Consider the following 23,623-nt stretch of genomic DNA (forward strand, 5'->3'; position numbering starts at 1 on the left):
GCCGTTTTTTATAATATTTTTTGTGATGCTGCTTCTTGGGCTTGTAGTGATGGGGCGCATGAGGCCGGGGGTGCGGTGGCCTTGGCGGACGCGGTTGCGCATAAGAACTAAAGATCGCAAATACCGCAACCATCATCAAAAGGAATACTTTTTTCATAATAATATGGATTATGCTTTTAATGACCTACTCAAAATCAATGCCATTAGTCCTCCGATGGCTGCAGGGATCCCGGCAAAATGTTAAAACTTTTCCGGTGATGCCTGCAGATCCCGTTCTCTTCAATGGCCATCCGGTGCTTCATGGTACCATAGCCTTTATTCGAGATCCAGTTGTAATGAGGAAATTCTTCATGAATCCGTTGCATGTAAGCGTCCCGGTAGGTTTTGGCCAGTATGCTTGCCGCGGCAATATGTGCGTATTTTCCGTCGCCCTTAATAATGCAGGTATGGGGCACCTGGCGGTAGGGAACAAAATAATTGCCATCCACTGCAATAAAATCCGCAGCAGGGGTTAAAGCGTCCAGTGCCAGGTGCATGGCCCGTTGGGATGCCTTCAGGATATTGGTGGCATCGATTTCCTCCACGCTTACCTGGGCTACGGCATAAGTAAGGGCATTGGCTTCAATATAGTAGCGCAGCTCCGTCCGGATCTCCGCACTTATCTGTTTACTGTCGTTCAGCAGTGGATGGTAAAAGCCTTCCGGAAGAATGACTGCTGCCGCAAATACAGGTCCTGCATAGCATCCGCGGCCTGCTTCATCACAGCCCGCTTCCAGTAAGTCCTGCTGACAGGCAAGCAGCAGGCGGGGTGGATTGGATCGTGTTTTCTTTGTCATTGTACCAATAGCCTGAAACAGTTTTTTTCGATTTCGATATTCAGTTTTTTCTCAGTGTCCACCGGCTCTCCGTCAATATGCATGGGAGCTTCACTCCAGTTGCTGATGCGGATGGATGCTGTCTGGAAATAAATGATCCCCCGTTTTTTGCGGACCTCTTCCACCGATCGAACCCTGTTCATTCCGCCTACCTGTATCAGCGTGTTATAAAGCATGGCCATTTTGGATTGTTCCGTTACAATGACCACATCCAGTAAACCATCATTCAGGCTGGCTTTGGGAGCAATAGTAAAGTGATTCCCAAACTGGTTGCTGTTGGCAATACTGATAAAATAGGCTTCCGTTTCAAAACGCTTTTCCCCCAGTTTTATTTTGAAAGAATAAGGCCGGGCCCCCAAAAAGTTTTTAAAGACCTGGTTTACATAGGTCATTAATCCCCGCTGGGGCTGGTTGGCAAAATCATGTGCCACTTTTGCATCAAAGCCCAGGCCGCAAAGCATACAGGCAAATTTGCCGTTAATGCGAAACCCGTCTACCGGCATACTCTTATTCCTGAAGATAATTTCCAGTGCTTTTTGCGGTGTTTTGGGAATACCGGCCCCAAATGCCAGGCCGTTGCCGGATCCGGAGGGAATGATCCCAAACTGCACCGGCAGGTGCTTCAGGCTGTCCACCACCTGGTTCACCGTTCCATCTCCTCCGATGATCACAATGTCTGTGTACTTTTCACCGGTAATGGTGTCATACAGGTAAGAATAATCGCCATTGGCAACTGAAGGGAAAAACGAGAAGGGAATCCCCGCCCTCAGTGTTTCTCTGGCCGCGATATTGGATACAGCATCTTTGGATTTTGTACCCGATATCGGATTAATAATATAGCATATTTTTCTTTTCATGTAATGGTCTACCATTTTAGTAAAGCACTTCCCCAGGTAAACCCGCTGCCAAATGCTGCCAGGCACACCAGGTCTTTTTCTTTTACCCGTCCTGTTTCCCAGGCCTCACACAAAGCTAAGGGAACGGAAGCGGCTGTGGTGTTTCCATATTTTTGAATATTGTTAAAAACCTGGTCATCGCTTAATTGGAGTGTCTGCTGCACAAACTGGGAAATGCGCAGGTTGGCCTGATGCGGGATCAGGAGCGCCAGGTCTCCGGGCTGATAATGGTTGGCCTTGAGTGCTTCGCCGATCACTTCCGGCAGCTTTACCACGGCCTTCTTAAAAACAGCCTGGCCATCCATATAAGGATAAAAGTCCTCCCTGTCTAAAAGGTCCTGCGTAATAAACACGCCCCCATATTTTTGAGGAGGAACGGGCGGGCGCCATTCCGGGCGATGTGCGCCTGCATGAAATCCCGGGTTGGGCATACTCAGCACTTCGGCATCTGCACCATCGCTGTGCAGGTGGGTGCTCAGAATGCCGCGTTCCGGATCCGGTGATGGTTGTAAGATCACTGCTCCGGCCCCATCGCCGAAAATAACCGATACGTTGCGCCCCCTTGTGGAAAAATCCATTGCATAAGAGTGTACTTCAGCTCCTATCAGCAGGATATTTTTATACATACCGGTTTTAATAAACTGGTCGGCAACGCTTAACCCGTACAGGAACCCGCTGCATTGGTTTCTTACATCCAGTGCTCCCACGTCTTTAAGCCCCAGCATGCGCTGCACCAGCACGCCACAGCCCGGAAAAAAATAATCCGGGCTTAATGTGGCAAAGATCACAAAGTCAATATCCCCCGCCGTAATGCCAGCCCTTTCTATTGCTATTTTGGCGGCTTCGGCGCCAATGGTGGCCGTGGTTTGTTCAAAGCGGCGTACATAGCGCCGCTCCCGGATGCCGGTACGCTCCTGGATCCACTGATCGCTGGTATCCATAAATTGCGTCAGCTCTTCATTGGAAACCACATTATCAGGCACATAGCTGCCAATTCCGGCTATAATTGTCCGATTCATAAAACAAATGCTTGTAAGTAGCAAGATAAATATTTTAATAACCGGTTCCTGCACCCCTTAAAAAAATATTCGTACAGTAAGTAACTTAGAAAATTACGGTGTCTAACAAGCAAATTCCGGAATAAAACGACCGGTAGCATCAAATTTGAAGCATGCAAACAGATGAAATAAGTGCTTTGCTGGAAGGTTTAAAAAATGATGATCAGGAGGCTTTCGACCGGCTTTTCCGGCTGTTTTACAGGCGGCTGCTAAAGTTTGCCCGGCAGTTCCTGAGTGTGCCGCAGGACGCGGAAGATGCGGTTTCTGTTTTCTTTATCCGTCTTTGGCAGAAAAGAAAAGACCTGCCTGCTGTCCGTTATCCGGAAACATACTTCTATACGGCGGTTAAAAATACCTGCCTGAATTATAAAAGAGCACATAAACTTAAAATGATAACGGGGGTAGACGGGGATGCAGCCGCTCATCAGCCGGCCGAGTCGAAGGAGCTGCAAAGGTTGCTGCAAAGAGCTGTTCAGGCACTGCCCCTGCAGCGCAGATTGATCTTCATGCTGGTGAAAGAAGATGGACTGAAGTGCCGGGAGGTCGCTGAGATACTAAACCTTTCCGTACGTACAGTAGAAAGCCAGCTGTACAAGGCGGTAAAAACACTGGCCGGAGAAATCAGCTCCCACCTGGGTTATAACCCGCAAAAAAACAGGGCCGGTGGTGGACGGGCCATAGTGCTTTTATTGATGTAAAACAAAAATGGTTTGTAAAATGAACAGGGAATTATTTTTAACCTTGTTGGCAAAAAAAATAAGCCGGGAGATTTCTGATAAGGAAACTTCACTGCTGGGAACGGCAATTGCCGAAACCCCCGAGTATGCGCAGATTGCCGGGGAAATAGCGGGCTATGAGTCGCCTCTGGCGGGCATTACAGACGAATCTGTACAGGATAGACTGGATATCACCAGGGCGCAGCTTGCACAGCTGTCAGGAAAAGAGCCGGCCCCGCAGCAAACGGGGTACCGCTTCCTGTTAAAAATTGCAGCGGCCCTGCTTGTAATGCTGGGACTGGCTTTCTGGTTATTGAACAGCAACAATAAAGCAGCAATAGCGCCTGTTGCCCTTATGGATACGCTCCGCAGCGGTGCACAGCCTTTATCTGCCACACTGGAAGACGGCACGCAGGTGCAATTGGGGGCCTATGCATTCATTGTCTACAACAATGCATTTGGCAAAAAACAACGGTATATTATTTTGAACGGGAATGCCTTTTTTGATGTGGCAAAAAATGCGGAGGTTCCCCTTGTGGTTCAGGCAGGCCCGGTAAATATTACGGTTAAGGGCACCGCTTTTTATATAGACCAGGAAACACCCCGAAGTATGTCAGTGGCCTTGCTGCGCGGACTGGTGGAAGTAAGCAGCCGGCGGAACAGGAATGATAAAGTATTGCTAAAACCCAATCAGCAATTATCAGTAACGGAAACGACGCAGCGCTCGTTGCAGTTTGATATTACCACGTTACAGGTACCGGCTAAGCCCGGCACAGATACATTAAGCTTTAAGAAGGAAAAACTGGAGACGCTGGTGCCCCGCCTTGAGAAAAAATACAATACCAGGATTGAAGTACGGAATGAAGCATTAAAGGAAAAAAGATTCAGTGGTATGTTTACAACCGAAACACTACAGGAAGCACTCGAATCGTTACAGATCTCCTACCCGTTTGAGGTTAAAACAAAAGATAAACTGGTTATAATAGAATAAGGACCTATGAATAAATTGCTTTTTGTATGCCTGACAGGGATGCTGTTTTTTATTGCTGCTGCCGGCGCCGCACAAGACCGTAAACTGACCCTTAAAATCACGAACAGCCCGCTGCCAAAAGTGTTGGATGAAATACAGCGTAAAACGCGCTATAATATATTATATAGCGATGAAGTGGTGCAGGATACCATGCACGCCAGTATAGATGCGGTGCGCAGACCCGCTTCAGAAATACTGCAAACCATACTGCCCCCTCAAAACCTGTTTTATATACTCCGGGGTAACGATAAAATTGTGATTGGAAGCGAGCTGTTGCGGAAACAGGGGGCTAACCTCGCCTTTGCCCAATCAAAAATAGAAGGCCGGGTAATGGATGATAACAGGCAGCCGGTGCCTTTTGCTACTGTGGCGCTTTTAAAGGATAAAAAAGACCTGCTGATTATGGCCTGTAATGAGCAGGGCCGGTTCGAATTTACATTTCCTGTGAGCGTGGATTCATTGTATCGTATAGCCCTTTCATCAGTAGGCTTTTTACCCAAAGAAATAAACTTTACCTACCCGGATATCAGCAAACTGAAGCATATCGTTTTAGAGAAGGATAAAAATGTTTTGGAGGGAGTAAAGATAACCGCGGTAAAGCCCTTAATGGAGCGGCTGGCAGACCGGTTTGTATTTACCCCTGATAAATTGATGACAGAGGGCAGTACAGTGGGTGACCTGCTCCGGCAGGTTCCGCTCATAATATATGATGAACGGACAAATGCCATTTCACTATTGGGGAAGCCGGGCACAAAAGTGTATATTAATAACCGCAATACCGATATTCCTGCTGCCATGCTTGCCGAGATCTTACGCGCTATGCCCGCCAGTAATATTAAAAGCATTGATCTGATCACGAACCCGGGCAGCGAATATGCCGCCAATATGACCGGCGGGGTGATCAATATCAATTTAAAACGACAGCTGAATGAAGGATGGCTGGGGAGCATTAATCTTTATTCGGAGCAGGGGTACTATAATTTTTCGGGGATGAGCAGCTATCTGAATTATCACAAAGGAAAGATTACCCTGCAGCTTATGCCCACTGCCTCCGGCAACTATAATTTTTACAGTGCTCAATCGCGCCTTGATTATACAAATGGTGATCGGACAGATATAAATACACGGTTTTTCAGAAGATACAATGTCTTGGGGAATGGGCTGAAAATTGATTACGATATCAATAAAAAAAACTACTTAAGCTACAATGGCTGGTTTTCGTACGTTAAGGGGAGGTCCAATGGCAGTGCCACATCACAGTTCGGACAACAGGACCAGCCCTTTATCGATTCAACGGAAGTACTCAATACCTCCGGGCAGGACCGGTTTATTTACAACTTTGGCAACATCAACTATCATAAGAGTATTGATTCGTCAGATAAAAAATACATAGATGCCAATATCGATTACAATCATTTTTATCAAAAGCGCGAAAACGCCTGGGGGGCACAGTTCAGTAGTGTACTGCCCCAAAAGTTTCTCAACCTTTCCGCAAAATTGCAGTACCGGCAAAACCTCGGAAAGGATGCCAGCCTTATTACCGGGTTCCAGCTCAGCTCCAGTGAAACAAAAAATGACCAGACCTATTACGAGTTAAACGGGCCGGCGAAGGATCAGGACGTCCGCTACCGGTACAATGAAAAATACTATGCGGCGTTTGGCAGCGTATCAAAAAACTTTGGCAAAAAATGGAATACCAAGGTAGGCCTCAGGGCGGAAGCGATGCAATACAGGACGGAAGAGCTTGAGAAAAACATACGTGCAGATAGTAATTACGTAACCTTATTCCCGGATGCAGGCATCAGTTTTTCTCCGGGCAATAAAAATCAGTTTGGGCTGAATTTTGCAAAAAAGATCAGCCGGCCGGATATTGAACTTTTGTTCCCCGGCCGAACTTATATCTCCAATACATATTTTGCCCAGAATAATCCGTTCTTACAGCCGGTGATTATAAACAGGCTCGATTTTACCTATATGTTCAAAAGCCGGTATATTTTTTCCCTTGCTTATCAGGCAACCAGGAATAACTATACAAAATTCATTATTCCGGTTGTTGAAGATCAGCAACGCAAATTGCAAAGCACTTATTTGAACTATGGCAATGCACGCAATTTTTCAGCAGCGGTTAATTTCCAGCAAACTGCTATTAAAGATCTCTGGAGTTTTTATTGGACATCATCCTATAATTATACCCTGTATTATGGAAAAGTAAGCGAGGCCCCTGTTTATAAGACCAATAATAGCGTTGGACTTTACATTAATAACACGCTTTATATTTCAAAAAAGAAAAAATGGACGGCTTTTGCAATTTTCAATTATGCCAGCCCCAACATCAATATCAGCGGTCAAAAGGGGGGATGGTCTACGTTGGCTCTTGAAGTTAAAAAAGTGATCAAGGACCTGGCCATCAATCTCAGGGTATCGGACCTCTATAACGGATCCTCCAATATCCGGTATCAGTGGTTTGCCAACAGTATAATAAAGGAGCATGTGCAATATTCAAATGCTTACCCAAGAGTGGTGACTTTAAGGATGGTTTATAGTTTTGGTAATCAGCGCGTAAAAACGGCAAAAGACCGGTCTTCGGCCAATGATGATATCCGAAAAAGGGTGAATTAGGCTCAAAACAGGAGGGGGGAGGCAGGAAAATGGCCGGTCTTATTTTTTTGATGGACTGAAAAATAAACCAAAGTTTTTCTTTTGACTGGATGATAATAATCTTGAAGTAGCAACCTTATGTTTGATATTCGTTAAATCGTTGTTGTCAAGAACTCCAATATGAATGCCTGGTTTTTCTATTAACGTATTGTATAGGATATCCGCTTTTTGCTCAAGAAAAATGGAACAGTTTACATAGGAGGTATGCGTCAAAAATGGCCGGAGTGCTTCATCATATTCCAGTATCAGGTGTTCATTCTTTAGGGCTTCTGTCGGAAAAAGATGGGCATTTATTTCTGTATTGATACGCAAAAATGCCACCATTATCCTGTCATATCTGATTCCTATTAAAATAAGCCGCTTTTCTTTTTTTGCAATGGGATCGTAAAACTTAAATACAGAGCCCGCTCTAAAATTTAGGTCTGCAAGCGTTTTTCGTTGTTCATAGGGAAGCGCATCACCAATAGCCTTACTCATCAAAACTAAAGTTGAAATTTTCTGATGTAGATTTAATAAACGCGATCATGTTTTCAGAAGCACCGGCTGCTTTAGCGATCTCCGTGTAAGGAATGGTTTGATTTTCCCCAAAGTTCTGAACGGTCCAGTTATACGCAGCATCATGGGATTTCTTTTTTAAATCTCCAAATGAAAGGTGTTTGTTCTCGGCTATGGATTCATCCAGGCATTCTAAATCAGAGTCGGATAAAACATCCGTGTTTGCTTTTGATTTGGCAACAACAACATTGTCCTCAATGCTGAAATACTGCGGGTTCACTTTGGAATACTTGATCTCATCATAAGAGATTGATGGAACGGGGCCATATTCCATCGCAATAATATTGTCGCCGGTAATGGGCCGGGCATATCTTGCCAGGTGTTTTTGTTCTGCGAAGTATAAAATTTTAAGCAGGGAGTATTTATCCCATACTCCCCCTAATGAGTTGCAAATATGCAGCATTGAAGCGATGGCTTTTTCTTTATTGAAGGGGAAGTCTGTCATCATAGCACCACAAAGCTAATATTTTTAGCAGGGTTTTGGCTTTTTTTTTTGCTAATTTCATAAGTAAATGGATCTCACTTGTTTTGAACGGCGTCGATGCTGCACTATCTCACAAAACACGCCACCCTAAACAATTTCCTTAATAAATCTGCGTCCTGTTTTATTTTATGACAACCGGGGTGCCGGCGGGGAAAACCGCCGGGAATGAGAAACAAGACCGGGAGTGCTGTAATGGTTTCGTTCTCAATAGAATATTTTCGGGGAGCGAAATGAGCGGTTTGTGTTACCTGTTATCATTTGGTAACTTTTTTGTTGCATAATTCAAAAAATTATGCTATAGCGCAGAATTATCGTACCTTTGCGCCTCCAAATTTTAAAAATGAATTTAAGAAACATCGCAATCATCGCGCACGTAGACCACGGAAAAACCACATTAGTAGATAAAATTTTACACGCTACTTCTGTTTTTCGTGAAAACCAGGCCACCGGTGAACTGATCATGGATAACAACGATCTGGAAAGAGAGCGGGGTATTACCATTTTTAGTAAAAATGCAGCCGTTACTTACAAGGATACAAAAATTAATGTAATTGATACACCCGGTCACGCCGATTTTGGAGGAGAGGTAGAGCGTGTTTTGAAAATGGCCGACGGGGTTATTTTGCTGGTGGATGCCTTTGAGGGGCCGATGCCGCAGACCCGTTTCGTATTGCAAAAAGCACTGGCGCTGGGATTGAAACCGATCGTGGTGATCAATAAGGTAGATAAACCCAACTGCCGCCCGGATGAAGTGCATGACGCGGTATTTGATCTGTTCTTTAACCTGGATGCTACAGAAGAGCAACTGGATTTTCCTACCTTCTATGGTTCTGGAAAGAACGGCTGGTTCAATGATTCATTAACACCGATCGATAATATCAATCCTTTATTGGATGGCATTTTAAAATATGTGCCACTGCCGAAAGTAGCAGAAGGGCCGCTGCAAATGCAGATCACTTCACTGGATTACTCTTCTTTCCTGGGCCGTATTGCCGTAGGTAAAGTAGGCCGTGGGGTTATTAAAGAAGGCCAGCAGGTAGCCCTGATGCAGGAAGATGGCGTAAAAAAGACCCGGGTAAAAGAGCTGTATGTGTTTGAGGGAATGGGTAAAAAGAAAGTAACCGAAGTGCAGGCCGGCGATCTTTGTGCGGTAGTAGGTATTGAAGATTTTAATATCGGGGATACTCTTGCCGATGCAGAAAATCCGGAAGCATTACCGCGGATCAGCGTAGATGAGCCAACCATGAACATGTTGTTTGGTATCAACAACTCTCCGTTCTATGGTAAGGATGGTAAATTTGTTACCAGCCGTCACCTGCGTGATCGTTTGGAAAAAGAAACGGAAAAGAACCTGGCCCTGCGCGTGGAAGAAAGCGAAGGTGGAGAAGCCTTTCTGGTATATGGCCGGGGTATTTTGCACCTGGGAGTACTGATCGAAACCATGCGTCGTGAAGGATATGAGTTAACCGTGGGGCAGCCCCAGGTAATTACCAAGGATATCGACGGTAAAAAACACGAGCCTTTTGAAACCCTGGTGGTGGATGTTCCGGAAGAATTTGCAAGCAAGGTAATTGACCTGGTTACCCGCCGCAAAGGAGAAATGCTGGTAATGGAAACCAAGGGCGAAATGCAGCACCTGGAATTTGAGATCCCTTCCCGCGGATTGATCGGGCTGCGTACTCAGATGCTCACTGCCACTACGGGTGAAGCGGTAATGGCACACCGGTTCTCTTCCTACCAACCCTGGAAGGGCATGATCCCCGGCAGAAACAACGGGGTACTGATCTCCAAGAACCAGGGCCGCACAACCGGTTACTCGATCGATAAATTACAGGATCGTGGTACTTTCTTTGTAGATCCGGGTGAGGAAGTATATGCGGGACAGATCCTCGCGGAAAACATCAAACCGGGCGACCTGGTAGTAAATGCCACGGAAGAAAAGAAACTGACCAACCACCGTGCCAGCGGAAGTGATGATGCTACCCGCATTGCGCCAAAAACGCTGATGACCCTGGAGGAATGCATGGAGTACATACAGCAAGACGAGTGTATTGAGGTAACGCCTAATTTTATCCGGATGCGTAAAGTAGTGCTGGATGAAATTGAGCGGAACAAGATCGCAAAGAAAATGGCGGCAGAAGCTGTATAAGAAGGTACAGGCAATAATATTGAAACGCCGGGTTAGGTATGACCCGGCGTTTTTTTATGGATATAAATATAAATTCCGTCAGTTTAAGTACTTCATTTATATAAATTCCGTCAGTTTATGTTCTGTATTTATATAAATTTTGTCAGTTTCTATATCTTCGTGCCATGATAGAACGTGCTCTTTTAAAAAAGATCATCCATGACTGTGCAAAACAAAAAGTTTCGCTGCTGGTGGGAGCAAGACGGGTTGGGAAAACGGAGCTGTTACTTCAGGTACGTGCACATTTTGAAAACGACTGTCTTTGGCTGAATGGGGAAGATGAAGATACCGCCAGCCTGCTGGCAGAACGGACAGAGGCCAATTACAACCGTCTGCTGCAACAAAAAAAACTGCTGATCATTGATGAAGCGCAGTATATTACGGATATCGGTCGTAAGGTAAAGCTGATGATTGATGCAATAAAACCACTTCATATCATTATTACGGGCTCCAGCAGTTTTGACCTGCAGCAAAAGGAGGGAGAGCCGCTGGTAGGTCGCACGATCACCAACCAACTGTATCCCATAGCCCAAATGGAACTGTCGCCTACTGAAAATATATTACAAACCCGGCAAAACCTTCCCGACCGCCTGGTCTTTGGGGGCTATCCGGAAGTATTGGGTATACCAGTGCAGTCCGAAAAGCAGCAATACCTGCAGGAGCTGGTAAATACCTATCTGCTGAAAGATATTCTCGCTTTTGAAAACATCCGTAACCCGCTAAAAATAAAAAGCCTGCTGATATTGCTGGCCCACCAGATCGGTAAAGAAGTATCGCTGGAAGAACTGGGCCGGAATTTAGGGATCAGCAAGAACACCGTGGAGCGTTACCTGGAGTTACTGGCTAAATCGTTTGTATTGTATAAGCGGCAAGGCTTTAGTAAAAACCTGAGGAAGGAAATTGTAAAAAGCAGCCGCTGGTATTTTTTCGACAACGGCGTGCGTAACGCCCTGCTCAATAACTTTCAGCCATTAGCGATACGGCAGGACACTGGTATGCTTTGGGAAAATTACGTGTTAAGCGAGCGCATAAAATATACTGCCTACCGGCAGGAGCATGTGAACAGCTATTTTTGGCGAACCTATGATCAGCAGGAAATTGACCTCATAGAAGAAAAGGCCGGCAGCATTACTGCATATGAAATGAAGTGGAATGCTACAGCCGCAAAGCGGCCTGTGGCCTTTTCAAAAGCCTATCCGGATGCGGCCTTTCATACCCTGAGCAGGAACAACTACGAAGACTTTATTGCCCGGTAGTTATTTTATGGGTCAGTTTCGCATGACCTCGATCATTGCCTTCATTTCTTCCACCAGGTTATCGGTATCACCGTCGAAACCTACTACTTTAAAACGAACGTTGCCGCTTCCGTCGATCAGGAATTTGGTAGGAATGCCGCTGACCGCAAAACTCTCGGCTACCTTGCTGTCTGCATCCAGCAGCACATGAAAGCTGTATTGGTATTTTTTTATAAAATCTCCTACTTTGGCAACCATTTCTTCAGGTTTTGCTCCTTCCCGTGTATTTACGAACAGAAATGCCACGTCCGGATCGTTCTTAAGCTCATTTTGAGCTATCTGCATACCTGGAAAGGATGCCCGGCAAGGGCCGCACCAGGTAGCCCAGAAATCGGCCACAACGATCTTCCCTCTTAGTGCTTCCAGTGAAACTTCTTTTCCTTCAAGATCTTGTAAGGCAAATCTTGGAGCGGGCTCATTGATCATCTGTTTCCGCAATGTCTCTTTTAGTTTAACCCGGTATGCCATCAGGAGGTTTTCCAGGTAATCTGCATATCCTTTTTCAGATTTGTTTTTTGAAAGGTAGCTGCTTTTCAGGAGCTGTTTCAATGTTGTGGTCCCCTTTCCTTGTTTTATCAGTTCTTCAAGTTCCTGCCTTATGGCGTCCTTTCCCTTTATACCGGCTTTGAACACGAGGTAGCGTTCAATGATCTCGGTGTTGGCTTTACCGGTTTTCTGTACAGCCTCTTCCTGTACCCGGTAGGCGGCGGAGCGCTCGTTAAGTTTCCAGAGAATGAGTGCATAGGTATCCATGTAATTTCCCAGGTTATATTCCAGGCTTTTGAGGTAATCGGCCTTGGTACGGTAATCAGGTTTGTTAACGGGCGCTGCCAATTCCTTTTTTATGCTGGCCAGAGCCCTGGCCGATAGTGTCTTTGCAAACTTTAAACTATCGCCTTTTTTATCCAGCCCTTTTCCGGACAGCTCCCAGGCGGCTTCGTTGTAAGCCAGTGCCAGCGCGGTATTGCTTTCTGTTTTTGCAATGTACTTATTAAAATCGGCCCATTCTCCAGCCACGCCGGCATTATAGGCCATCTGGCCATAGGTACTGCTGCGGATATTGGCATAGCTTTTTTCATCAGCCGCATTCGTTGCCGGAAAATCTTTTTGCAGGGTATCCAGCATCCGGAGTCGTTTTTCCATATCCTGCTCCCCGTACAGGGTATTGAACCGGTCACTTTTAGCAGCGGCTCCTTTGGGATACAAGGCTTCAATTTCTTTTTTTATTTTTTCGGCCTGATCATTGTCTTTCAGGGCAAGATAGAGATAATGTAAGGTGAGATAATCGGTTTCGGTTTTATCTGTCTTTTGCCGTACTGTTTCAATCAGTTCTTCCGTTTTTTTCTTTCCGTTTTCTTTATCTGAAGCCATTAAAAGACGTGCGTATTGGCTGGCATGCAGGGCTTTAAGTTCCGGATAGGCTTCAAACTCCCGGTTATAAAGGGCCAGGTTTGTTTCGGGTTTTACTTTCATATCCACCATAAAACTTCCAAAATTATTTAAAGAGGCCAGGGCAATGGCGGCACTCTTCACGGGTTTATTATCCTGCATTAATAATAAAGAGTATCCCTGCTCCTTATTATTATCCATATTGTTATCCTGTTTAAAAGCGATCAGCAGGGCCTTCGCCGTGTCATTGGTAGGGATGCTGCCCGTCCATCTACCATTAGCTCTGGAAGCAGTTACCTCTACTGCCCGGATGGTTCCGTCGTAAAGAAAAACGGCAGGTGTAACGGCTTCCGCGTTTTCCAGCGGCGTGCCGGATGGGTCATATTCGAACCGGATGATATCGCCCGGCTTGGGCTGGGCTGGCGTGAACCGGAGATTTTCGTGCTGTGCCCAAATAAAGAGGGTACTCAAAGTCAGCAGGCCCGTCAGCAAAAATTTTGATTTCATATATGTTGTTTTAGGTTTATATACCCGCAAGCATTTTAAAAGCTCCGATACGGAGTTCTAAATCTGAAAGTAAAGAGATCCGATTGCCGCCTCACAGACCGTATACCTCGATAAAATTGCCGGGTATACTTTATCGCTCATGAAATAAGCTGTACATACATTTCCCTGACCCGCCTGCCTCTGCTTTCCATAAATTTTCTTGAACTATGAATATAGTTATATTTTTTTATTTTCCGAAACCTGATTTATTTTTCAAAGAAGGCAGGTTTTAACGGGGAGGACGAATTCTGAAAGCAATTTCCGGGGCAAGGCAGCCCGACAGTCTGGTATTGGACAGGCAACAACAATTCCGGGCGGCGGGTGTTTAAATAACATGTATCCGGCAGGGAAAATAGTTTATTTCTGCGCCGCGCGTGTTAAATAACGGGAACAATAAAGTAATTTTACAAAATGAAAAAGAGAGTGCTGTTTGCAGTTGTTTTTATCCTGGGGCTTATTCAGACGGTGCAAACATTTGCCCAATGTTCTATTTGTACTAAAACCACGCAACAAATGGGCGATGGGCCTGCAGAGGGGTTCAATACAGGCATTCTTTACCTGGCCTTTCTGCCACTGGCGCTGATGGTCTTCCTGGGAGTCCGCTGGTGGCGGAACGAAAAGAAAAATTCCTGAATTTCCGGTATTGATCTTATTTTGTAGTCAACTTTTATATCTAAAACAGAAACAAAATGCTAGATCAGATCCTGAACCTCGTAAAACAATACGGACAACAATCCGTAGTGGATAACCCAGATGTACCCAATGAGTACAATAACCAGGTAATGGCAGAGGCTGCCAGTACGATTACCAATGGTTTTCAGAATATGGCAAGCGGGGGTGGGCTCCAGAGTATCCTTTCCCTGTTTACAGGCGGTCAAAACCAGAGCAACGGCGGAGGTATATTGAGTAACTCCATCGTTAGTATGATGATCGGCCATCTGGCAAACCGGCTGGTTTCGAATATGAACCTGAGCCCTGCTACTGCTAACAGTATTGCCAACAACATTATCCCGAGTGTGATCAACAGTATGGTCTCCAAAACAGCAAGCAGTGATCCCGGGGATAGTGGCTTTAACCTTAATAGCCTGATCGGCAGTTTAACGGGAGGAGGAAATAGTGCAGCGGCCGGGGGATTTGATTTCCAGGGTTTATTGAGCCAGGTTACCGGTGGGCAGGATACCGGAGGAGGCGTGAACATAGGGGATATTATCAGCCAGGTTACACAAAGCGCACAGCAACACCAGCAATCGCAGCAGTCGGGCGGATTGGCAAATTTAATTTCAGGATTTTTTAAATAGTCCGGTAAATTACCTTTTTGAAGCAGTAAAAGATCTCTTTTACTGCTTTATTTTTTATGGCTAACCAGAGGTGCATTTACTCGATGGGAGTACTGTAGGGTTCACCGGAAACGATGCTATTTCGCTTAAGATCAATACACTTTAGGCCTGTCGTTTCCGGGCATTGCGCAATCTTGCACAGTAAAGAGCGGGCGTGCCGTCCGCCGGAACAAAATTTCCTGTATTGCTATCGGTTTTGGCATAGTTTCTGCACCTTATGACACTGGAGTGCGTTCTTGTTTTATTTGATAGTTGGTAAAATCGGTTTTGCATTATTTTAACAGCCCGGTTGTAATATTGGCAAGGATATTGCGTTTCTTAAAAAAGAACAATAGTAAAAGAATTTTAAAAAAGATAGTCAATTTTCTCATAAGCAGTTAGTTTTGGTTGCGACCCCTGTTTCTACAGGGGTCTATTTTTTTTATACAGGTAGCTACTTGCCAGCAAGCCCATAATGGCTCCCGCTCCATCCGCTAGGATATCGCCCGGGTCAAATGACCGGTTGGGGATATACCACTTTTGAACATATTCCATAATGATACCATATAGAAAGGCAATGATGGAGACTATTATAAAAATGCGGATCTTTCTGTGCAACCTTCCTTTTCTCATAACCCAGAGATTCCAAAGAAATACCAGGAGGGAGAACAATCCGATATGTACCCATTTATCAAAATAGATCTTATCAAAAATATCTTCACTGGGAAATGCCGATCCTGGTAATGTGAGGAGCACGAAGGTTATGATAAAATAAACACAAGCACCAATAAAGAGCAATCCTGTTTTCAAGAATGAGTATTTTTTGGGTAAACAAAAACCATTCACTGAACAGTGAATGGCTATAAGACAAATGTAATATATAATGAATTTATTTTCTGACAGATCAAGATCATTAACCAACCAGGGCTTCGTACGCAGCGGCCTCCAGTAAGGTTGCCACGTCGGCCGGGTTAGCGACTTTCATCTTGATCATCCAGCCTTCACCATACGGATCGGTATTCACCAGTTCCGGGGAATTGGCAAGCGCTTCATTTAATTCTGTTACTTCACCATCAACAGGAAGGAACAGGTCGGAAACTGTTTTAACTGCTTCTACTGTACCAAAAACATCACCAGCTTTTAACGAGGTTCCGATGGTTTCTACCTCTACATAAACGATATCGCCCAGTTCTCTTTGCGCGAAATCTGTAATGCCGATAGTAGCTACATCGCCATCGAGGCTGATCCATTCGTGATCTTTGGTATAACGCAGGGTTTCTGGATAACTCATAACAATATTTTTGAGTACAAATATGAGTAAAGGAAGTCAATATTCCATTTTTAAGAAGATAATTTTTAAAGGAGTGCTAATTTTTTGCAAATGCTGCTGAACCTGTGTAACATTTTTATCTGTGATACGATTGATTCCTTCAGAAGAGAACACTGGTCCCTGCTCACCGCTCCGCTTAAGGAGCGTTTTGTCACAATTAACGGGTGTTTTACCCCTTTTACCGGTAATTGCTGGACTGGCGGATAACGGAACTTTAGTTTTGTGACATACAATATAGTTGGATATGAGAAAGATTTTTTTGATTGGATTTTGCTTTTGGAGTGCCGTGGCCCAGGCACAAAGTATTTCAGGAAAAATAACAGGAGCGGACAGTAAGCCTCTGGAAAAGGCTTCTGTTGTTCTTTTGCAGGCAAAGGATTCATCCGTACAAATGATAACCGCTGCTGATAAAAGCGGCGTCTTCCGTTTTGAGAGGCCGGGTACGGGAATGTATTTAATAAAGGCTACCAATGTGGGATATACCCCTGCCTATTCGGACACCATTCGCCTGGAAGACAAAGATCTTACTATTGCTGCAGTTACACTTGAAAAAGGAACCACGCAGCTTGCCGGAGTTGTGGTTAGTGCCAAACGGCCGATGATTGAGGCAAAACCCGGCAAGATGGTCCTCAATGTAGAGTCCATGCCATCGAATACCGGGCTCAATGCGCTGGAGCTGCTGGAAAAATCGCCGGGGGTTACGGTAGACAATGACGGGAACGTAAGTTTAAAAGGGAAGCCGGGCGTACTGATCCTGATCGATGGTAAGCAGACCTATATGAGCGGGCAGACGCTGGCCAATTTTTTGAAGAGTATACAAAGCAATGGTATCGACCAGATAGAGATCCTGACCAGCCCGCCGGCAAAATATGACGCTGCGGGGAACGCAGGCATCATCAATATCAAAACCAAGAAGGGAGTGGTTAAAGGGGGTAACGGAACGGTGAACCTGGGCTATAACCAGGGGATCCTGCCCAACTTTTTTGGAGATGTTAATTTTAATTACCGGGGAGAAAAGGTGAATCTTTTTGGGGGGTATAACGGGGGGAGCTGGCAAAACACCTCCGAACAGTTCATAGACCGTAACTTTTACAAGAACGGGGCCCTTTCGGGATCATCCGATCAGCTGGCGCACCGTCATGGGTACGGAAACTACCATAGTGCAAAGCTGGGTATGGATTATTACTTTTCCAAAAAGGATGTGGCCGGTGTGGTTGTAAACGGAAATTTTTATAACTGGAACCAGAACCAGGATCTGCTCTCGAATCTGCGTAACACATCAGGTGCGGTTGAATCTATACTCAAAAGCCAGAGCGATAACGGGGGCAATGGAAATAATATTACAACAAATGTAAATTACAAGCACAGTTTTGATTCTTCCGGCCGGGAGTGGACGGTTGATCTGGATCAGGCTTACTACAAAAGCACGGGAAATAATAAACTGATCACACAGCCGCAAAATGCGGAGGGCCACAATAACGGAGATGCAACTACCTTATTGGGAAGTGCTCCTTCCAATATCCGGATCTATAGCGCCAAAACAGACTATGTACATCCTTTTAAGAGGGAGCTGAAGCTGGAAGCCGGCCTTAAAAGCAGCTTTTCGTCCACAGATAATGCTGCAAACTATTTACGGAATGCGGGTACAGGGTGGGTGGCAGATAACACCATCAGTAATCATTTTATTTACAAGGAGAATATCAATGCGGCCTATACCACGCTTACGAAGAAAATAAAGAAATGGGAACTGAGTGCGGGCATAAGAATGGAGAGTACCATTGCCAAAGGTCACGAACTGCGCTCGGATTCGTCCTTTAAGCGGAATTATACCAATTTTTTCCCCTCAGCAGGCGCCAGCTTTAATCTTAATGATAACAATCAGCTCAGTTTAAACTATAACAGGAGGATCACCCGCCCGGATTTTGAATCGCTGAACCCGGCTATCTTTTTCCTGGATTCGCTCACTTATGGCCAGGGAAATCCTTACCTGATGCCGCAATTCACCAATAACATAGAGATGAGCCATACCTTTAAAAGAATGCTGACCACTACCATCAACTATACAAAAACCAGCGACATCATCACCCAGATCCTGAAGCAGCATACAGAAGAAAAACGGACCTACCAGACGGTGGAGAATCTGAGTTCAATGCAGCAATGGGGCATTTCCGTGATGTTTAACAAGCAGCTTACCAAGTGGTGGTCTTTAAATGCATTTGCCAATGCAACCAGCAACCATTACAAAGGAATATACAATAGCGGAACAGCAAATGAATCAATCGCCATTGACTATATAGGGTTTAATTCAAATATGACTAACTCATTTACCTTCCTTAAAACCTGGGGCATGGAGCTGAGCGGCTGGTATGTGGGCAAAGACGGCGATGGAGGGCTGGTGATCTTTAAGAATATGGGCGCCCTGAATGCCATGCTGTCAAAACAGCTTTTCAATAAAAGGGCAACAATCAAAGCAGGAGTGCGGGATATCTTCAAAACCCAGGTATTTGATGCGGTTTCACGCTATAGCGATGTGGATATTTATATCAGGAACAGCAGGGACAGCCGCAGGTTTTCTGTATCCTTCACCTATAAGTTTGGCAAAAACAATATTGCGCCTGTCCGAAACAGGAGGAGCGGGTCTTCCGATGAGCAAAACCGGGTAAAAAGCGGTGGCGGCAATTAACCGTCTGCCTTTGAGCCATCAGCAATGAGCCGTCGGCCATCAGAATTGAACGCTTTCTGCTAATGCAGGCTTTTCAATTCTTAAATCTGAAAGCCGGCTGGAGGTTCCAAACCTGTTTACCCTATAAAAACGACCATTCACGGGAGATTTTTTGCCATTAAACGACAACCTGTTCCGCAGCTTGTTTTTAAGGCATAAGTTTGCTGCTTCAAAAAACGACAACAACACTCTTTTATGAAACTACTTTTCGCGGCTCTGTTTTTGGCCGCTCAAACCACAACTCAGGCTCAAACTATTACCGGTAAGGTAAAGGATGAAGCCGGCAAACCTGTTGAGAAAGCAACGGTATCCTTATTAAACGCGGGGGATTCTTCCATCGTAAAATTAAATGCCACAAACGCGGGGGGAAGCTATCAGTTTAACGAGGCGGCCAACGGGAAGTACCTGGTAATGGCTACCAATGTAGGATATAGCCCCGTTTATTCGGCGGTTTTTGACTACAGCGGAGCTGATGTGAAGCTGGATGATCTGACCCTGGAAAGAGCTGGCACACAGCTGGCGGGGGTTGTGGTTACAACAAAAAAACCACTGGTTGAGGTAAAGGCAGATAAAATGATCGTAAATGTAGAGGGTACGATCAATGCTACCGGAAATGACGGTATTGACCTGTTAAGAAGGTCGCCCGGGGTAATGGTAGATAAGGATGATAATATCAGCATGGCCGGTAAAAACGGGGTGGAAGTGTATATTGACGGGAAACCAAGCCCCCTGAAGGGAACAGAGCTGGGAAATTACCTGCGTTCAATTCCGTCAAGCAGCATTGAAAGCATTGAGCTGATCACCAACCCCTCCGCCAAGTATGAAGCTGCCGGTAATGCCGGAATTATCAATATCCGGCTTAAAAAGGATAAAACGATCGGTACAAACGGAACGGTTACCGCCGGGTACAATATTGGGATTTATGGCAAATACAATGGCGGCCTCTCCCTTAACCACCGGGGTAAAAAATTTAATGTGTACGGGAATTATAACTATAGCCAGGGGCTGTATAATAACGTACTTACCCTTTACAGGGATGTAGCTGATACCCTGTTTGACCAGCGCACCAATATGATCATGGACCGCAAAAGTCATAATGTAAAGGCCGGAGCCGATTATTATATCAACAGCAAGAGCACAGTGGGAATTATGGCCAATACCACATTAAATGACGACGGGTTCAATAGCAATGGTCCCATGCCCATTATACCCAAGGCTACAGGTGTGGCCGACCGGATACTACAGGCCAATACTGCCACAAACGGTAACAGGGATAACTATAACTTGAATGCAAACTACAAATATGCAGATACCTCCGGCCATGAGCTGAACGTGGATCTGGACTACGCCCGGTTTAATAATAAAAATAACCAGCGGGTTTCCAATATTTATTATGAAAATGATGGTACCACCGTGCTTAGCAAAAACCTGTACCGGATGTATACGCCTACAGGAATTGATATTTATTCTCTTAAGACCGACTACCAGCAGCGTTTCCTGAAAGGAACCCTGGGCTACGGGTTTAAACTGGGATGGGTCAATACCAACAACGATTTTCAGCGGTTCAATAACAACGGGCCATCGGAGCAGCAGGATCTGAATAACAGCAACAAGTTTGACTATAAAGAAAATATCAATGCCGGCTACCTCAATTATAACCGTCAGTACAAGGGCTTCCTGATACAGGCAGGTTTGCGGCTGGAGAATACCAATTCCCAGGGCCGTTCTACCGGGCTGGTATGGGATGCGGGTACAGACGCTTACAGGCAATATGATTCAACACTGAAGAGAAACTATACCGACCTGTTTCCCAGCGCTGCCGTTACCATCAACAAGAACCCGATGAGCCAGTGGAATTTTACCTACAGCCGCAGGATCGATCGCCCCAACTACAGCTTATTGAACCCTTTTGAATTTGCGCTGAATGATTATACCTATATGAAGGGAAATACGCAGTTGACACCTCAGTACACCAATAGCTTTGGTATTACACATACCTATAAATATAAACTGAATACTACTTTGAATTACAGTCATATCAAAGACATGTTTGCACAGATCATTGATGTGACCGAAGGGTCAAAATCTTTCCAGACAACAAAGAACCTGGCTTCACAGGATGTGATCAGTTTGAATATCAGCTATCCCTTCAGCTATAAATCGTATAGCCTGTTTACAAACCTCAGCTCTAACTATTCCAAGTTTAAGGCCGACTTTGGCGGAGGAGGCAGGGCTATTAATACCGACGCTTTTTCTGCCAACCTGTTTACCCAGAGCACATTGAAGTTTGCTAAAACCTGGACGGCAGAACTGAGTACCCTGTACTTAACGCCGTTTATCTGGCAGGGCGCCTTTAAAGGAAAGGCCATGGGCTTTGTAGACGCCGGTGTACAAAAGACCGTATTCCAGGGCAAAGGAACAGTAAAAGCCTCTGTAAGTGACATTTTCAAAACCATGCATTTCAGCGGTACCACGGATTATGCCAATCAATATACAAGAGTGGGCGCCAACTGGGAAAGCCGCCAGTTTAAACTAAACTTTACGTATCGCTTTGGAAGCGCCCAGATCAAGGCTGCTCGTCAGCGTAAGACTGGTCTTGATGAGGAAAAGAACCGTGCCGGCGATTCCGGCGGGGCACCCGGACAGTCGGGCCAGAAATAGACAGGGATCTTAGTTTTGTTAGTTATAGGTAAAAGTTGCTGGCGTAATGCCGGCAACTTTTTTACTTTTACTGCAGATCTGTTTCAATTACCCGTTACCGGATATATCTTTGCCGGATGAAAAAGGTATTTTCATTGAACGATATTGTGCAGGTAGCCGGATGGTTGCTGCAGCAGCTGGGAGACCAAAAGATCATTGCTTTTTACGGGCAGATGGGTGCAGGAAAAACCACGTTGATCTATACCGTTTGCCAGGTGTTACAGGTGGAAGATGTGGTCAGCAGCCCCACTTTTTCGATTATCAATGAATACCGCTTTCCGGATAACGGACAATCCGCGTCGGTTTACCATATGGACCTGTACCGGCTGCAGGATGAGGAAGAGGCGGTGCGGGCGGGTGTGGAGGATTGTTTATACAGTGGTCATTATTGTTTTGTGGAATGGCCGGAGAAGGCGCCCGATCTTTTTCCGGGGGAAACACTCTACGTATCGCTTTCCGTCGTTGACGAAGAGCGGCGGGAAATAGAAATACTTAAAAATAAGTAAATTTGCTGCTTAAACCATATCATACATCTTAAACCCTTGCTGAAAGCTATTTTCCCTGATCCCTTCTTTTATGAGTAAAATAAAAACCATAGTGAGTACCTCCTTCAGCTACGAAACCCAGGAGGAAACGTTGGATATTCGTATAAAAGGCGGTGGCATGACCATTGGGATCCCCAAAGAAATCGCTTTTCAGGAAAACAGGGTATCGCTTACACCGGATGCCGTAGCCGTGCTCATCAACAATGGGCATTCTGTGATGGTGGAGCACAATGCCGGTGATGCTGCTCATTTCCGGGATGCGGAATACAGCGAGGCCGGTGCCAGGATCGTTTATTCAAGAGAAGACGTTTTTAAGGCCCCGATCCTTGTAAAGAGTGCTCCGGTGGTAGAGGAAGACCTTCCGTTGCTGCAATACAACCAGATCATTATATCGCCGCTGCACCTTTCCGTACTGCGCCGGGAAGTGCTGCATGCCATGATGCAAAAAAAAGTTACGGCGCTTTCGTTTGAAAACCTGAAAGACGACAGTGACTCCTATCCCATTGTACGCAGCATGAGCGAGATTGCGGGAAGCGCTGTAATGCTGATTGCCGCACAGTACCTGGGCTCGGCAAATCATGGCAAGGGAGTATTGCTGGGAGGCATCACCGGTATTGCACCAACCAAAGTAGTGATCATCGGGGCTGGTATAGTAGGGGAGTACGCCGCCCGGGCCGCACTGGCGCTGGGGGCCTCCGTAAAGCTGTTCGACAGCAATATATCCCGTTTAAAACGGCTGGAAAATGCCATTGGTCACCGCCTGTGGACCTCCGTGCTGGAGCCGAAATTGCTGGCTAAACAGTTAAAGACCTGCGAAGTGGCTGTTGGGGCGCTGGCTAATGAATCGGGCCGGACACCCCTGGTGGTTACGGAGGAAATGGTGAGCGGTATGCGGCAGGGATCGGTGGTCATTGATGCCACCATTGACCGGGGAGGTTGCTTTGAAACTTCGGAAGTTACTTCGCATGAAAGTCCTATTTTCTTAAAATATGGAGTTATTCACTATTGTGTGCCCAATATTCCCTCCGGGTTTGCCCGTACTGCATCCCAGGCCATCAGCAATGTACTCACCCCCTTGCTGATAGAAGCAGGCGATGAGGGCGGCATTGAGCGCCTGATATGGCATCAGTTGTATCTCCGTAATGGTATTTATCTTTTTAAAGGATACCTTACCAATTTTTATTTAAGCCAGCGGTTTGATCTTCGTTACACCGATCTCAACCTGCTTATTGCCAGCCAGCGATAGATTTTTCTCACAGGTTACGCGGATGTCCACAGATTAATAGAGTGGTCTGTTTTTTAAGGATTCCAGGGATTAGC

General features: G+C 45.5%; 19 protein-coding genes. 11 read left to right on the top strand and 8 right to left on the bottom strand.

From position 1 onward, the window contains the following. Window positions 1-203: 203 nt before the first annotated feature. From BLS44_RS09625 to BLS44_RS09635, 3 genes are read right to left on the bottom strand one after another with little or no spacing between them, the layout of a single operon-like run. On the bottom strand, window positions 204-836 hold the full coding sequence (locus BLS44_RS09625; protein WP_090389858.1) for a ribonuclease HII: 633 nt from the start codon (window positions 834-836) through the stop codon (window positions 204-206). Next, on the bottom strand, window positions 833-1,732 hold the full coding sequence (locus BLS44_RS09630) for a diacylglycerol/lipid kinase family protein (RefSeq protein ID WP_090390002.1): 900 nt from the start codon (window positions 1,730-1,732) through the stop codon (window positions 833-835). Before BLS44_RS09630 ends, BLS44_RS09625 begins: the two co-directional genes overlap by 4 nt. A gap of 8 nt (window positions 1,733-1,740) precedes the next feature. Next, on the bottom strand, window positions 1,741-2,790 hold the full coding sequence (locus BLS44_RS09635; RefSeq protein WP_090389859.1) for a 3-oxoacyl-ACP synthase III family protein: 1,050 nt from the start codon (window positions 2,788-2,790) through the stop codon (window positions 1,741-1,743). A 152-nt stretch (window positions 2,791-2,942) separates the two neighbouring features. Here BLS44_RS09635 and BLS44_RS09640 point away from each other — a divergent pair, with 152 nt between their 5' ends. Genes BLS44_RS09640 through BLS44_RS09650 form a run of 3 tightly spaced genes read left to right on the top strand, consistent with a single transcriptional unit; the run spans window position 2,943 to window position 7,194 of the window. Beyond that, window positions 2,943-3,527 carry an RNA polymerase sigma factor gene (locus BLS44_RS09640; RefSeq protein WP_090389860.1) on the top strand — a complete coding sequence of 195 codons (585 nt, stop codon included), beginning with the start codon at window positions 2,943-2,945 and terminating at the stop codon, window positions 3,525-3,527. Between the two features lie 19 nt (window positions 3,528-3,546). Continuing rightward, window positions 3,547-4,536, top strand: a complete 990-nt coding sequence (locus BLS44_RS09645) for a FecR family protein (RefSeq protein WP_176954368.1) — start codon at window positions 3,547-3,549, stop codon at window positions 4,534-4,536. Between the two features lie 6 nt (window positions 4,537-4,542). Then, a complete protein-coding gene (locus BLS44_RS09650; RefSeq protein ID WP_090389862.1) occupies window positions 4,543-7,194 on the top strand; it encodes a TonB-dependent receptor in 2,652 nt (883 codons plus the stop codon). 39 nt (window positions 7,195-7,233) lie between these two features. Here the strand turns inward: BLS44_RS09650 and BLS44_RS09655 are convergent, their stop codons facing one another. After that, window positions 7,234-7,710, bottom strand: a complete 477-nt coding sequence (locus tag BLS44_RS09655) for a hypothetical protein (RefSeq protein WP_090389863.1) — start codon at window positions 7,708-7,710, stop codon at window positions 7,234-7,236. Continuing rightward, window positions 7,703-8,236, bottom strand: a complete 534-nt coding sequence (locus BLS44_RS09660) for a Panacea domain-containing protein (protein WP_090389864.1) — start codon at window positions 8,234-8,236, stop codon at window positions 7,703-7,705. Before BLS44_RS09660 ends, BLS44_RS09655 begins: the two co-directional genes overlap by 8 nt. A gap of 376 nt (window positions 8,237-8,612) precedes the next feature. Here BLS44_RS09660 and typA point away from each other — a divergent pair, with 376 nt between their 5' ends. Both typA and BLS44_RS09670 read left to right on the top strand, forming a co-directional pair. Further along, entirely contained in the window at window positions 8,613-10,421 is a 1,809-nt protein-coding gene (typA, locus tag BLS44_RS09665; protein ID WP_090389865.1) for a translational GTPase TypA, read from the top strand. A gap of 164 nt (window positions 10,422-10,585) precedes the next feature. Continuing rightward, window positions 10,586-11,716 carry an ATP-binding protein gene (locus tag BLS44_RS09670; RefSeq protein WP_090389866.1) on the top strand — a complete coding sequence of 377 codons (1,131 nt, stop codon included), beginning with the start codon at window positions 10,586-10,588 and terminating at the stop codon, window positions 11,714-11,716. Window positions 11,717-11,728: 12 nt separating this feature from the next. Here the strand turns inward: BLS44_RS09670 and BLS44_RS09675 are convergent, their stop codons facing one another. Next, window positions 11,729-13,651 carry a TlpA family protein disulfide reductase gene (locus tag BLS44_RS09675; protein ID WP_143019712.1) on the bottom strand — a complete coding sequence of 641 codons (1,923 nt, stop codon included), beginning with the start codon at window positions 13,649-13,651 and terminating at the stop codon, window positions 11,729-11,731. A 450-nt stretch (window positions 13,652-14,101) separates the two neighbouring features. Between BLS44_RS09675 and BLS44_RS09680 the strand changes: the two genes are divergently transcribed. Continuing rightward, window positions 14,102-14,323: a hypothetical protein gene (locus BLS44_RS09680; protein WP_090389868.1), complete on the top strand. Its 222-nt coding sequence runs from the start codon at window positions 14,102-14,104 to the stop codon at window positions 14,321-14,323. A gap of 56 nt (window positions 14,324-14,379) precedes the next feature. After that, window positions 14,380-14,988, top strand: coding sequence for a hypothetical protein (locus tag BLS44_RS09685; protein ID WP_090389869.1), 609 nt, complete (start codon window positions 14,380-14,382; stop codon window positions 14,986-14,988). A 441-nt stretch (window positions 14,989-15,429) separates the two neighbouring features. On the opposite strand, the gene BLS44_RS09690 is transcribed toward BLS44_RS09685, so the two are convergent. Both BLS44_RS09690 and gcvH read right to left on the bottom strand, forming a co-directional pair. After that, window positions 15,430-15,816: a VanZ family protein gene (locus tag BLS44_RS09690; RefSeq protein WP_090389870.1), complete on the bottom strand. Its 387-nt coding sequence runs from the start codon at window positions 15,814-15,816 to the stop codon at window positions 15,430-15,432. Window positions 15,817-15,919: 103 nt separating this feature from the next. After that, complete coding sequence (gcvH, locus tag BLS44_RS09695) at window positions 15,920-16,297, bottom strand: glycine cleavage system protein GcvH (protein ID WP_090389871.1); 378 nt, start codon at window positions 16,295-16,297, stop codon at window positions 15,920-15,922. Between the two features lie 283 nt (window positions 16,298-16,580). Between gcvH and BLS44_RS09700 the strand changes: the two genes are divergently transcribed. The 4 genes from BLS44_RS09700 to BLS44_RS09720 all read left to right on the top strand — a co-directional run bounded on the left by BLS44_RS09700 (window position 16,581) and on the right by BLS44_RS09720 (window position 23,549). Then, window positions 16,581-19,019 (top strand): TonB-dependent receptor domain-containing protein, encoded by a 2,439-nt coding sequence (locus BLS44_RS09700; protein ID WP_090389872.1) that lies wholly within the window; start codon window positions 16,581-16,583, stop codon window positions 19,017-19,019. Between the two features lie 234 nt (window positions 19,020-19,253). Next, window positions 19,254-21,719, top strand: coding sequence for an outer membrane beta-barrel family protein (locus tag BLS44_RS09710; RefSeq protein ID WP_090389874.1), 2,466 nt, complete (start codon window positions 19,254-19,256; stop codon window positions 21,717-21,719). Between the two features lie 116 nt (window positions 21,720-21,835). Then, window positions 21,836-22,264, top strand: a complete 429-nt coding sequence (gene tsaE / locus BLS44_RS09715; RefSeq protein WP_090389875.1) for a tRNA (adenosine(37)-N6)-threonylcarbamoyltransferase complex ATPase subunit type 1 TsaE — start codon at window positions 21,836-21,838, stop codon at window positions 22,262-22,264. A 70-nt stretch (window positions 22,265-22,334) separates the two neighbouring features. Next, entirely contained in the window at window positions 22,335-23,549 is a 1,215-nt protein-coding gene (locus tag BLS44_RS09720; protein ID WP_090389876.1) for an alanine dehydrogenase, read from the top strand. Window positions 23,550-23,623 lie beyond the last annotated feature (74 nt).

It is taken from the genome of Niabella drilacis, assembly GCF_900101395.1.
Lineage (GTDB): Bacteria > Bacteroidota > Bacteroidia > Chitinophagales > Chitinophagaceae > Niabella > Niabella drilacis.